At 64.5% G+C, this 12546-nt stretch carries 10 protein-coding genes; 8 read left to right on the top strand and 2 right to left on the bottom strand.

The window, feature by feature from the left end; all coding sequences use genetic code 11:
* Window positions 1-81: 81 nt before the first annotated feature.
* The 4 genes from AC13FW_RS19065 (at window position 82) to AC13FW_RS19050 (ending at window position 4645) form a co-directional block, all read left to right on the top strand.
* A complete protein-coding gene (locus AC13FW_RS19065) occupies window positions 82-1203 on the top strand; it encodes a PLP-dependent cysteine synthase family protein (protein WP_482990112.1) in 1122 nt (373 codons plus the stop codon).
* A gap of 34 nt (window positions 1204-1237) precedes the next feature.
* Window positions 1238-3268, top strand: a complete 2031-nt coding sequence (locus tag AC13FW_RS19060) for a M3 family metallopeptidase (protein ID WP_482990111.1) — start codon at window positions 1238-1240, stop codon at window positions 3266-3268.
* On the top strand, window positions 3268-3924 hold the full coding sequence (locus AC13FW_RS19055) for a histidine phosphatase family protein (RefSeq protein WP_482990110.1): 657 nt from the start codon (window positions 3268-3270) through the stop codon (window positions 3922-3924). Before AC13FW_RS19060 ends, AC13FW_RS19055 begins: the two co-directional genes overlap by 1 nt.
* A gap of 88 nt (window positions 3925-4012) precedes the next feature.
* On the top strand, window positions 4013-4645 hold the full coding sequence (locus tag AC13FW_RS19050) for an SH3 domain-containing protein (protein ID WP_482990109.1): 633 nt from the start codon (window positions 4013-4015) through the stop codon (window positions 4643-4645).
* Between the two features lie 42 nt (window positions 4646-4687).
* Here the strand turns inward: AC13FW_RS19050 and AC13FW_RS19045 are convergent, their stop codons facing one another.
* On the bottom strand, window positions 4688-5299 hold the full coding sequence (locus tag AC13FW_RS19045) for a lipocalin family protein (protein ID WP_482990108.1): 612 nt from the start codon (window positions 5297-5299) through the stop codon (window positions 4688-4690).
* Window positions 5300-5435: 136 nt separating this feature from the next.
* On the opposite strand from AC13FW_RS19045, the gene AC13FW_RS19040 reads away from it, so the two are divergent.
* Window positions 5436-5753 (top strand): hypothetical protein, encoded by a 318-nt coding sequence (locus tag AC13FW_RS19040; RefSeq protein ID WP_282269569.1) that lies wholly within the window; start codon window positions 5436-5438, stop codon window positions 5751-5753.
* Between the two features lie 68 nt (window positions 5754-5821).
* On the top strand, window positions 5822-7921 hold the full coding sequence (locus AC13FW_RS19035) for a prolyl oligopeptidase family serine peptidase (RefSeq protein ID WP_482990107.1): 2100 nt from the start codon (window positions 5822-5824) through the stop codon (window positions 7919-7921).
* 720 nt (window positions 7922-8641) lie between these two features.
* Here the strand turns inward: AC13FW_RS19035 and AC13FW_RS19030 are convergent.
* Complete coding sequence (locus AC13FW_RS19030) at window positions 8642-9844, bottom strand: pyridoxal phosphate-dependent aminotransferase (protein ID WP_482990106.1); 1203 nt, start codon at window positions 9842-9844, stop codon at window positions 8642-8644.
* Window positions 9845-9947: 103 nt separating this feature from the next.
* Here AC13FW_RS19030 and AC13FW_RS19025 point away from each other — a divergent pair, with 103 nt between their 5' ends.
* On the top strand, window positions 9948-12056 hold the full coding sequence (locus AC13FW_RS19025) for a S9 family peptidase (RefSeq protein WP_482990105.1): 2109 nt from the start codon (window positions 9948-9950) through the stop codon (window positions 12054-12056).
* An 18-nt stretch (window positions 12057-12074) separates the two neighbouring features.
* Window positions 12075-12497: a YbaN family protein gene (locus AC13FW_RS19020; protein WP_296247689.1), complete on the top strand. Its 423-nt coding sequence runs from the start codon at window positions 12075-12077 to the stop codon at window positions 12495-12497.
* Window positions 12498-12546: the final 49 nt, after the last annotated feature.

The raw sequence follows: 12546 nt of genomic DNA, 5'->3' as shown, positions 1-12546 counted from the left end.
CCCCGGTTTGGCCCGGTTTTGCCGCCGGTTTTGCCCAACCAAGTAGAATCCACACCAGCATTCACCAAGAAGTGGCGATCCATGTCCCAGCGTGATTGGGTGGCGGCGGCCATCCACAAGATTGAAGCCGACTACAACCGCTCGGCCGATACCCATCTGATTCCCATCGACCTGCCGGGTTTCCCCGGTATCGATGTCTATCTGAAGGACGAATCCAGCCACCCGACCGGCAGCCTCAAGCACCGGCTTGCCCGCTCGCTGTTCCTGTACGCGCTGGCCAATGGTTGGCTGCGCGAGGGTTGCCCGGTGATCGAGGCCTCCAGCGGTTCCACCGCGGTCTCCGAGGCCTACTTCGCTCGCCTGCTGGGCCTGCCGTTCATCGCGGTGATTCCGGCGAGCACGTCGCCGGAGAAGATCGCCGCCATCGAATTCCACGGCGGCCGCTGCCATCTGGTGCAGCGCGCCTGCGACCTGAACTGCGAATCCGAAAGACTGGCGCGCGAAACCGGCGGCCATTTCATGGACCAGTTCACCTACGCCGAACGCGCCACCGACTGGCGCGCCAACAACAACATCGCCGAGTCCATCTTCAAGCAGATGGCCGAAGAGCCGCATCCGGTGCCGGAATGGATTGTCTGCAGCCCGGGTACCGGCGGCACCGCCGCTACCCTCGGCCGTTACGTCAGCTACCGCCGCCACGACACCCGCATCCTTTGCGCAGACCCGGAGGTATCGATCTTCTACGACGGCTACTGCGCCGCGCTCGAAGGCCGCGACTGGCGTGACATGACCTGCGAAGGTGGCTCGCGAGTGGAAGGCATCGGTCGTCCGCGCGTGGAGCGCAGCTTCATCCCCACCTGTGTTGATGCGATGGTGAAGGTGAGTGATGCGCTGAGCCTGGCTGCAATGCGCCATGTCAGCGCCACCCTGGGACGCCGCGTTGGCGGCTCCACCGGCACCAACTTCATCGGTGTCTTGTACGCCGCCCAGCAGATGCGCGCTGCCGGCCGTGATGGCTCCATCGTCAGCATCCTTTGCGATGCCGGCGAGCGTTACGCGCACAGTTATTACAACCCGGACTGGTACAGCCAGCAGGGCATCGACGTGGTCGGCGCCGATGCGGTGGTGGCCACGGCCGTGGCCGGGCAGGGCATGCCGGCCCTGCCTTGTGCCTGGTTGGAAGCGTCGCCATATCAGGTTTGATGCCGGCGCAGCCGGAACTGTTTGAAGGAATGTTGTGAACACCACCAATCCCCTGCTCGATTTCTCCGGCCTGCCGCGTTTCGACGCGATCCGCGCTGAACACGTCACCCCGGCCGTCGATACGCTGCTGGCCGAGGCTGAAGCCGCGGTGAAAGCTGCCGAATCCGTGGCACCAGTGAGCTGGGAGAATTTCGTGGTGCCGCTGGACGATGCCACCGAACGGCTGTATCGCGCCTGGGGCCAGGTCTCGCACCTGCAGGCGGTGGTCAACACGCCGGAGCTGCGAGAGGTCTACAACGCAAATCTGCCGAAGATCAGCCGCTTCGGCAGTTCGGTCGCGCAGAACCCAGCGCTGTACGCACAGTACAAGCTGCTGGCCGCCGCGCCGGCAGCGGCCAGTTACGACGAAGCACAGCGCAAGGCGCTGGAGAACGCGCTGCGCGACTTCCGCCTCGGCGGTGCCGAGCTGGACGACGCCGGCAAGGCGCGTTTCGCTGAGTTGCAGGAAGAGCTGTCCGGCCTGCAAGCCAAGTTCTCGCAGAACGTACTCGATGCCGGTGATGCATTCGCCCTGTACGTGGATGTTGCCGACGACCTGCTGGGCCTGCCCGATGACGTGATCGCCAGCGCCCGCGCTGCCGCACAGAAGGATGGCCGCGAAGGGTACAAGCTGACCCTGCAGATGCCGTGCTACCTGCCGGTGCAGACCTACGCCGACAATCGCGCCCTGCGCGAGCAGCTGTATCGCGCGCATGCGATGCGTGCATCGGAGTTCGGCGATGCGGCGCTGGACAACACCGGCAATATCGATCGCATCCTCGCCGTGCGCAACGAACTGGCGGCGTTGCTGGGTTTCGACAACTACGCCGAGTATTCGATTGCCACCAAGATGGCCAACGACGCACCGCAGGTGCTGAGCTTCCTGCGCGACCTGGCTGCACGCGCCAAGCCGTATGCGCAGCGCGACCGCGCCGAGCTGGAAGCCTTCGCCCGCGATGAGCTGGGCATGGACGAGCTGCAGGCCTGGGATCTCGCCTATGTGGCCGAGAAGCTCAAGCAGGCGCGTTACAGCTACTCTGAGCAGGAAGTGAAGCAGTACTTCACCGAGCCCAAGGTGCTGGCCGGCCTGTTCGGCGTGATTGAGCGCTTGTACGGCCTCAAGGTTGAACAGGACAGCGCCCCGGTCTGGCACGAAGACGTGCGTTTCTACCGTCTGGTGAACGCCGATGGCACCTTGGTTGGCCAGTTCTACATGGACCTGTACGCACGCGAGGGCAAGCGCGGTGGCGCGTGGATGGACGACTGCCGCAACCGTCGCGTTACCGCCGCTGGCGTGCAGACGCCGCTGGTCTACCTGGTCTGCAATTTCGGCCGCGGCAATGACGGCAAGCCGGCCACCTTCAGCCACGATGAAGTCACCACCGTCTTCCACGAAATGGGCCACGGCCTGCATCAGTTGCTGACGCGCATTGGTGAGCTGGCGGTGGCCGGTATCAACGGCGTGGAGTGGGATGCGGTGGAGCTGCCCAGCCAGTTCATGGAGAACTTCTGCTGGGAATGGGAGCAGGTGGAGGCGATGACCGCGCATGTCGATACCGGCGCGCCGTTGCCGCGCGAACTGTTCGACAAGATGCTGGCGGCGAAGAACTTCCAGAGCGGTATGTTCACCGTTCGCCAGCTGGAATTCGGTCTGTTCGACATGTTGCTGCACAGCCAGTACCAGCCCGAGCAGGAAAGCGTGCTGCAGCTGCTGGAACGCGTGCGCGGCGAGGTGGCGGTGAACATCCCGCCGGCCTGGAACCGCTTCGCCAACCAGTTCAGCCATATCTTTGCTGGCGGCTATGCGGCCGGTTATTACAGCTACAAATGGGCCGAGGTGCTCAGTGCCGACGCCTATGCGGCGTTCGAGGAAGCACCGGGCGCATTGGCTGAAACCGGCCAGCGTTTCCGTGATGAATTGTTGTCGCGTGGCGGCAGCCGCAGCGCGGCCGAGAATTTCCGTGCCTTCCGTGGCCGTGAACCGCAGATCGATGCCTTGCTGCGGCATAGCGGTATGACGGCCTGATGCAGACGGCGTCCGCCCCGGCTGGAGTGCGGACGCTCTACTTCGTTCGGCATGGGCAGAGCATGGCCAACGCGGGTGCGTTCGCCATGGCTGATCGGGAGATCCCGCTCAGCGCCTTGGGCCGGCAGCAAGTGCAGGATCTTTTGACGCGCTGGCCATTGCGGCCGGCGCGGCTGTACTGCTCGCAGATGTTGCGCGCCCGGCAGACGGCGGCGTACTTCGGCGATGCCCATGGGCTTGCAGCGCAGGAGATCGCTGAGCTGGATGAGTTCAGCTATCTGGCGCTTGCGACGGTCGAGGGTAAGGCGCCCGGTGACGTGGCGGTATTGGCGCGTGACTACTGGCAGCGCGGTGATCCTGCCCATCGTGACGGCGGTGTTGCCGACAGCTTCGATGGTTTCACGGCTCGGGTTGAGGCCTTCCTGGCTCGCCTGCATGACTTCGAAGATGGCAGCGTTTTCGTTGGCCATGGCATCTGGATCGGCCTGCTGGCCTGGCGCCTGCAAGGGCGGACGGTGATCAGGTCTGCGGACATGCAGGCATTCCGTGCCTTCCAGACCGGGATGCATGTGCCCAATGCCGGGGTGTACAGGTTGGAGGTTGCCAGAGGCGAAGGCGCTGCACGACTTACAGCGCTGGATGTCAGTGCTGCCTGAACGCGATGGGTCCGCAACGGCGCGGGTTCAAGTTTGACGTGTCACCATAGATCCTTCATCTGGCCGCACCGGTCCCGCCGCACTCGCCATGCACAGGTTGTTCAAGTCCACCGACGGCAAGCCCCGCCTGTATCTGCGTATCGCTGCGGCTGCGGCGATCATCGGCGTGGTGCTGTGGTTCCAGCCGCAGATCAATGAGCCCGCCGCCCAGGTCAGCAATGGCCTGAACCTGCGCAGCGCGCCGGACCAGCGTGCCGAGCGCCTGGCGGTATTGCCGGTGGGCACCACGGTGGAAGTGCAGCGCTGCCTCGACGACCTGCAATGGTGCAACGTGCGCGCGGACGGCAAGAGTGGCTGGGTGGCGGCGGACTACCTGGTCGCCCGCAGCGATGGCAAGAAGGTGAGGCTGGCCGAGGCCGGCAAGCAGCTGGGCGTAGTCATAGAGACCGCAAAACCCGGTGCCTACCCAAGCCCCTGTAGCGCCGCCCCATGCTCGGCTGGATCGTTACCGGTAGAGCCCTGCCGAGCATGGCTCGGCACTACGCTCTTGCCCCCTCCCTTGCGCCGAAGGCGGAGGAGAGGGCTGGGGAGGGGTGGCTCTTCGCCGTTTGCAGCAATACGCGCTTCGCGGCTTACGCCGCTTCTACAACAGCGTGATCACGCCGGCCTTGAAGCTGCACCTGTAGAGCCGAGCCATGCTCGGCTGGATCGTTACCGGTAGAAGCCCTGCCGAGCATGGCTCGGCACTACGGTTCTGTCCCTGTTACTTCTTGTTCGGCACTTCAAAGCCCAGCTTGTCTACCTGCTGCGGGTGCTGCGGCACGCGCTTGAGCTTGTCGGTGTTTACGTCGTACTTGTCACGCAGGCGCGTGGCCAGCTGGCGGTAGGTGGCGTTGTCCATGTCCGGTTCGCGGGCAAAGATCCACGCCATCTCGCGACCCGGGTAGCCGATCAGTGCCCAGGAGTAGTCCGGCGCCACTTCAAGAATGCGCGAACGGGTCGGCACTACCCGGTAGAACCAGGTGCGCCAGCTGCGGTTGCCGCTTTCTTCGTCCACCTTGGCGCGGATGTCGATCTCTTCTTCCGGTTCGGCAAAGCCGTCGCGGAACTGGTACTTGATGGCTACCTTGTCGTCGTCACGCAGGGTATAGGTGTTGACGCTGGCCACATGGCCGCGTTCGATGAAGTTCGGTACGCGTCCGATCACATACCAGCGGCCCATGAAGCGCTGCAGGTCAATCGGGCCCTCGGCGATTCCCTCCACCGTCGTAGTCGTCGCCGCCGTCGCTGGCGCAGCCTCCTGTGCAAACGCCTGGCTCAGCGGCAGGGCGAGACTCAACAATATGGCGGACACAAAGACGGGAATCGGTCGCATTACGGGTAAGGCACCTATGAAGGTCAGGGCTGCATGTTCGGCGGGCAATGATGCGCCCGTCAATGGCAGGTCGCAGTCTATGAGATGGCGGCCACCGAGGATGCACTCCAACACAGCCATGTTGCCGGAGAACGTCATGACCAAGCCGCTTGCATCGTCATCCCGTCGTAACGCGCAGGACGCACCCGACCCGCAGGTGCTGCGCTGCGTCAGACAGGCGGCCCTGGCTGGCCTGGCGCTGGTGCTGGTATGGCCGGCGGCGCGCGGCCACAGCCAGTGGATCGGCTGGTTGCCGTTGTGGCTGCTGGGCATGCCGCTGAGTGCCTGGTGGGCCTTGTACCGCTTCCGCCTACCCGCAGCTTGGCGGAATCGCCACGCCAAACCGCGTAAACGCGGCCCGCAGGCCACCCGTGGCCGTCGCCCGGCGCGGCGCCGCCTGCCGCAGGCGGCCTGACCTTCGACACGTGGGGGCGGGCAGGGGGCTGTGTTAGCGTTCGGGGCTTATGACCGCATGGAGCCAACATGTCCCGACTCACCTCTGCCTGCCTTGTGGCAGGTCTGCTTTCTTCCGGCCTGGCCGGGGCCGCCATGGCCGCTGACGACTCCCAGGACAAGTACGCCTGGCTGGAAGACGTCACCGGCGACAAACAGCTGGGCTGGGTGAAGGAGCAGAACGCCAAGTCCGAAGGCCGCCTGGCCGTGACCCCGCAGTTCAAGGCGATGGAGGCCGGCATCCGTGAGGTGCTGGATTCCGATGCCAAGATCCCCGGCGTCGAGAAGATTGGCGACTACTACTACAACTTCTGGAAGGACAAGCAGCACGAGCGCGGCGTATGGCGCCGCACCACGCTGGTCGAATACCGCAAGGCCGAGCCGTTGTGGGAAACCGTGCTGGACCTGGACGCGCTGAACAAGGCCGAGGGCGAGAACTGGGTGTGGCATGGCGCCAACTGCCTGCGCCCGGAGTACAACCGCTGCCTGATCGCGCTGTCGCGCGGTGGCGCCGATGCCGATGTCACCCGCGAATTCGACATCTCGAAGAAGGACTGGATCAAGGACGGCTTCTTCCGCGCCGAGGCCAAGGGTGGCCTGGGCTGGATCGACCAGGACAACGTCTTCGTCTACACCGATTTCGGCCCGGGTTCGATGACCACCTCCGGTTACCCGCGCGTGGTCAAGCGCTGGCAGCGCGGCACCCCTATCACCGCCGCAACCACGGTGTACGAGGGCAAGCCAGAAGACATGTACATCGCCGCGATGCACGACGATACGCCCGGCTTCGAGCGTAACTTCGTCAGCCGCACGATTGCCTTCTACAACAACGAGTTGTTCCTGATAGGCGCCGACGGCAAGCTGACCAAGGTCGACGCGCCGAACTCGGCCGAGAAGGGCATCCGCCGCGAATGGCTGACCCTGGAACTGCGCGAGCCGTGGACCGTGGGCGGCAAGACCTACACCGCCGGTTCACTGCTGGCGACCAAGTTCGATGACTTCATGGCCGGCAAGCGTGAGTTCGACGTGCTGTTCGCGCCGACCGATACCACCTCGCTGGCCGGCACCACCTGGACCAAGTCGCACGTGGTGCTGAACGTGCTGGACGACGTCAAGAACCGCCTGAAGGTGCTGACCCACGGCAAGGACGGTTGGGTAAGCAGCGATTTCACCGGCGCACCGGCCTTCGGCACCATTGGTGTTGGCGCGGTGGACGCGGACGAAAGCGACGCGGTGTGGATGACCGTCACCGACTACCTGACCCCGACCACCCTGGCCCTTGCCGAGATCGGCAAGCAGCCGGAGGTGCTCAAGACCATGCCGGCGTTCTTCGACGCCAGCGACAAGGTGATCGAGCAGCACTTCGCCACCAGCAAGGACGGCACCCGCGTGCCGTACTTCGTCGTGCACGACAAGACGATGAAGCTGGATGGTTCCAACCCGACCCTGCTGTACGGCTACGGTGGCTTTGAAATCTCGCTGACTCCCGGTTATTCCGGCGGCATGGGCCGCGCCTGGCTGGACAAGGGCGGCGTGTACGTCGTGGCCAACATCCGTGGCGGTGGCGAGTACGGTCCGCGCTGGCACCAGGCGGCGCTGAAGCAGAACCGTCACAAGGCCTACGAGGACATGGCAGCGGTGGCGCAGGACCTGGTCACCCGCAACATCACCTCGGCCAAGCACCTGGGCGTGCAGGGCGGCAGCAACGGCGGTCTGCTGACCGGCAACATGCTGACCCAGTACCCGGAGCTGTTCGGTGCAGTGGTGGTGCAGGTTCCGCTGCTGGACATGAAGCGCTACAGCCACCTGTTGGCCGGTGCTTCGTGGATGGCCGAGTACGGCAACCCGGACACGGCGGATTGGGACTTCATCAAGACCTTCTCCCCGTACCACCTGTTCGACCCGGCCAAGAGCTACCCGCCGGTGCTGTTCACCACCTCCACCCGCGATGACCGCGTCCACCCGGGCCACGCCCGCAAGATGGCGGCCAAGATGATCGACGCAGGCAAGGACGTGACCTACTACGAGAACATCGAAGGCGGTCATGGTGGTGCGGCGAACAATGCGCAGGCCGCGCATATGTCGGCACTGGCGTACAGCTTCCTGTGGGAGCAGCTGAGCAAGAAGTGATGCTTGGTTTGAAGTGATGCAAAACAAACGCCACCGAAAGGTGGCGTTTGTTTTTGCTTTGCTCTGCTTTGAGTGCTTCGGCTTAAGCCCCTCTCCCGCTTGCGGGGTGAAAGAGGGGCGTTTACAAACCATCGGTTTGTGCCCCTGCTGAACGCACTTGCGCCAGCGCAAGGGCCGGGGCGTGGAGCGGGGGGTGGGGTGAGGGCAGAGCGGAGTACTGACGGTGAATTGAGGTAGCTGCTTCCAAAGCTCAAAGGCTCAAAGGCTCAAAGGCTCAAAGGCTCAAAGGCTCAAAGGCTCAAAGGCTCAAAGGCTCAAAGGCTCAAAGGCTCAAAGGCTCAAAGGCCTCCCCCCATCCGCCCCCCGCCTTCGCGGGGGCAGGCTCTACGGGCACCTTCCCCCGCAAGCGGGAGAAGGGGATAGCCAAAGCCGAGCCAAGGCCAAGGCCAAGGCCCAAGCCGCAGCCAGAGCCAAAGCCAAAGCCAAAGCCAAAGCCAAAGCCAAAGCCAAAGCACCCCTCCCCAACCCTCCCCTTCGCCTGCGGCGAAAGGGAGGGAGTTGCGAGCAAAGCATGCGTGCAGTTGCGCTTGCAGTTGTGCTTGCAGCTTGCGCAATTGCTTCTGCTGTCGCTTCCACTCCCTCCCTTTCGCCGCAGGCGAAGGGGAGGGCTGGGGAGGGGTGCCTTTAGGTTCCTAGCTCTTAGCTCTTAGCCCTTAGCCCTTAGCCAACTTTCCCAGCCAACCAACTCTCCAACCCCCGCCCAATCCGCTCAACCGCCTCCTGCAAACGCCCAACATCCTGCGTATACGCAATCCGCACATGTTGGTTGGCACGGTAGTTCCCAAAATCCAGGCCGGGCGTAAACGCCACATGCTCGGTCTCCAGGAAGTGCGCACAGAACGCCTGTGCATCATCGGTAAACGCGCTCACATCGCCGTACAGGTAGAACGCGCCCTGCGGCTCCACATCAATCCGGAACCCAAGCGCCCGCAACGCTGGCAGCAGATAATCCCGTCGCTGCCGGAACTGCTCACGACGCTGCTCGAAAATCGCAATCGTCTCCGGCTCGAAGCACGCCAGTGCCGCATGCTGCGCCATGGAAGGCGCGCTGATGTACAGGTTCTGCGCAAGCTTCTCCAGCTCCGGCACCGCACGCGGCGGAGCCACCAGCCAACCCAGCCGCCAGCCAGTCATGCCGAAGTACTTGGAGAAGCTGTTCAACACGAACGCCTCATCATCCACTTCCAGCACGCTGGGCGCATCAAAGCCATAGGTCAGCCCGTGGTAGATCTCGTCCACCACCAGATGCCCACCGCGTTCCTTCAGTGCGGAAGACAGGCCCGCCAACTGCCCGGCATCCAAGGTGGTGCCGGTCGGATTGGCAGGGGAGGCCACCAACGCCCCAACGCTACCCGCATTCCAATTGGCCGCAATCGACTCGGGGGTAAGCTGATACCCGCTCTCCGGCCCCACCGGCACAAGCTGCGCCGCGCCTTCCACCAGCCGCAGGAAATGCCGGTTGCAGGGGTAGCCGGGGTCGGCCAGCAGCCAATGCTTGTCCGGGTCCACCAGCAGGCTGGAGGCCAGCAGCAGTGCGCCCGAGCCACCCGGGGTGACCAGGATCCGCTCCGGGTCGATGTCCAGCCCGTAGCGCTGGCCGTAGAAGCCAGCAATGGTCTGGCGCAGGGCAGGCAGGCCGCGCGCTGCGGTGTAGCGCGTATGACCGGCGGCCAAAGCGGCCTGGCCGGCGCGGACGATGGGCTCGGCGGTGGTGAAATCCGGCTCGCCGATCTCCAGGTGGATCACGTCGTGGCCTTGCTGCTCCAGTGCGTTGGCGCGGGCCAGCAGCGACATGACGTGGAAGGGCGCGATCTCCTGACTGCGGCGGCTGTATGGGGCGTGCGGGGTGTGGGGCGTGTTCATCGCTGCATGATAGGCGCCGTTGATGGCAGCGGGGCAAGCGCCGGGCATGGCACACTGTGGCCTGCTGCACTGGATGCACCACCGCTGTTCCGGAGTGAACCTGATGAAACCTCTTCTTTGCCTGTTGGTTGCAAGCCTGATGATCAATACCGCCGCCGCGTCCCAGCCCACCCCGCCTGATGTCGAGAAGCGCCCGCATACGGTGACCGCGCCGTTTGGTGCGCAGCGCGAGGATGCGTATTACTGGTTGCGTGACGACGAGCGCAAGGAGCCGGCGATGCTGGCCTACCTCAATGCCGAGAACGCCTACACCGACGCCCTGATGGCGCCGCTCAAGCCGCTGCAGGACAAGCTCTACGCCGAGATCGTCGGCCGCATCAAGCAGGACGATGCCAGCGTGCCCTACCGCGAGCGCGGCTACTGGTATTACACCCGCTACGAGACTGGCAAGGATTACCCCATCCACGCCCGCCGCAAGGGCGACATGCAGGCGCCGGAAGAAGTGCTGCTGGATCTCAATACGCTGGCCGAAGGCAAGGGCTACTACGCCGTCAGCGACATGGATATCAGTCGCGACAACACCTTGCTGGCCTATGCCGAAGATTCTGTCGGCCGCCGCCAGTACACCATCCGCTTCAAGGACCTGGCCACCGGCAAGGTGCTGGACGACGTGATCGAGGGCGTGTCGGCCAATGTGATCTGGGCCGATGACAACCGCACTCTGTTCTACGTCGAGAACGACCCGGAAACCCTGCTCACCGTGCGCGTCAAGAAGCACGTGCTCGGCACCCCGGCCAGCGCCGACGTGCTGGTCTACGAGGAGAAGGACGACAGCTTCTACATGGGCATCGGCCGCACCCGCGACGACCGCTTCATCACCATCGGCGTGGACAGCACCGTGTCCTCCGAACTGCGTTACACCTCTGCCGCCAACCCGGGCGAATTCACCGTGCTGGCCAAGCGCGAGCGCGACGTCGAATACGACGCCGACCATTACAACGGCCAGTGGGTGATCCGCACCAATGCCGATGGCGCCACCAACTTCAAGCTGGTCACCGCGCCGGAAGGTGCCACTGATCGCAAGCAGTGGAAGGATTGGGTCAAGCACGATCCGCAGGTGCTGATCGAAGGCTTCGAGCTGTTCGACGGCTATACCGCCATCGCCGAGCGCGCCGAAGCGCTGGAGCGCGTGCGCCTGCTGTTCGCCGATGGCCGCAGCGAGTTCGTCAAGGCCGATGAGCCGGCCTACTCGATGGGCCTGTCGGTCAACGCCGAACCGGAAACCGAATGGCTGCGTTACAGCTACACCTCGCTGACCACACCGGCAACCACCTACGAACTCAACGTCAAGACCGGCGAGCGCCGCCTGCTCAAGCAGCAGCCGGTGATCGGCTATGACCCGAGCAAGTATGAAACCGAGCGCGTCTGGGTGACCGCCCGCGATGGCGCGCGCATTCCGGTGTCGCTGGTCTACAAGAAGGGCTTCAAGAAGGACGGCACTGCCGCCCTGTACCAGTACGCCTACGGCAGCTACGGCATGTCGATGGACCCCAACTTCAACCAGAGCGTGGTCAGCTTGCTTGATCGTGGCGTGGTCTATGCCATCGCCCACATCCGTGGCGGCCAGGAAATGGGCCGCAGCTGGTACGACGACGGCAAGCTGCTGCACAAGCAGAACACCTTCAACGATTTCGTCGACGTCACCCGCGCGCTGGTCGCACAGGGCTATGCCGCCAAGGACCGCGTCGCGGCCTCGGGCGGCAGCGCCGGTGGCCTGCTGATGGGCGCGGTGGCCAACCAGGCCCCGGGCGATTACCGGGTGATGGTTGCGCAGGTGCCGTTCGTCGACGTGGTCACCACCATGCTCGATGCCAGCATCCCGCTGACCACCAACGAGTACGACGAGTGGGGCAACCCGGAGCAGAAGCCGTACTACGACTACATGCTCAAGTACTCGCCGTACGACAACGTCACCGCGCAGGCCTATCCGTCGCTGTTCGTCGGCACCGGCCTGTGGGACTCGCAGGTGCAGTACTGGGAGCCGGCCAAGTGGGTGGCCAAGCTGCGTGACGTCAACACCGGCAGCCAGCCCATCGTGTTCCGCACCAACATGGAAGCCGGCCATGGCGGCAAGTCCGGCCGCTTCCAGCGTTACAAGGAACAGGCCGAGTCCTTCGCCTTCGTGCTGGGGCAGCTAGGTCTGGCCGACTGACGCAGTTGGGCCGTAGCGATGCCTGATACGCCGCCGCCACGTGATCCTCCCGGTCCACGCACGCGCCCACCGCGCCTGCGTTGGGCGTGGTGGCTGCTGGCTTATGTCAGCCTGGGTGTGGGCATCGTCGGCATCTTCGTGCCGGGGCTGCCCACCACCGTCTTCGTGCTGATTTCGGCATGGGCGGCCTCGCATGGCTCCGAGCGGCTGCACCGTTGGCTGCTGGACCACCCGCGTTTCGGCCCGGCCATCCGCGACTGGCAGGCGCACGGCGCGGTCAGCCGCAAGGGCAAGTGGATGGCCAGCCTGACCATGCTGGCCTGCGCCCTGATCACCCTGTGGTGCGTGCCGCTGGCCTGGGTGAAGTGGACCTCCATCAGCATCATGGCCTGCGTCTGCCTGTGGCTGTGGCTGCGCCCCTTGCCCCCAGGCGAACGCTGAACGGCGCGCTGCCGCGGTTCGGACTTCGCGGTCCAGTGGCTATACTCCG

This window comes from Stenotrophomonas sp. 21LCFQ19 (assembly GCF_056861425.1).
The sequence above is the reverse complement of the archived record's forward strand: the minus strand, read 5'-3'. Positions and strand labels throughout refer to the sequence as shown.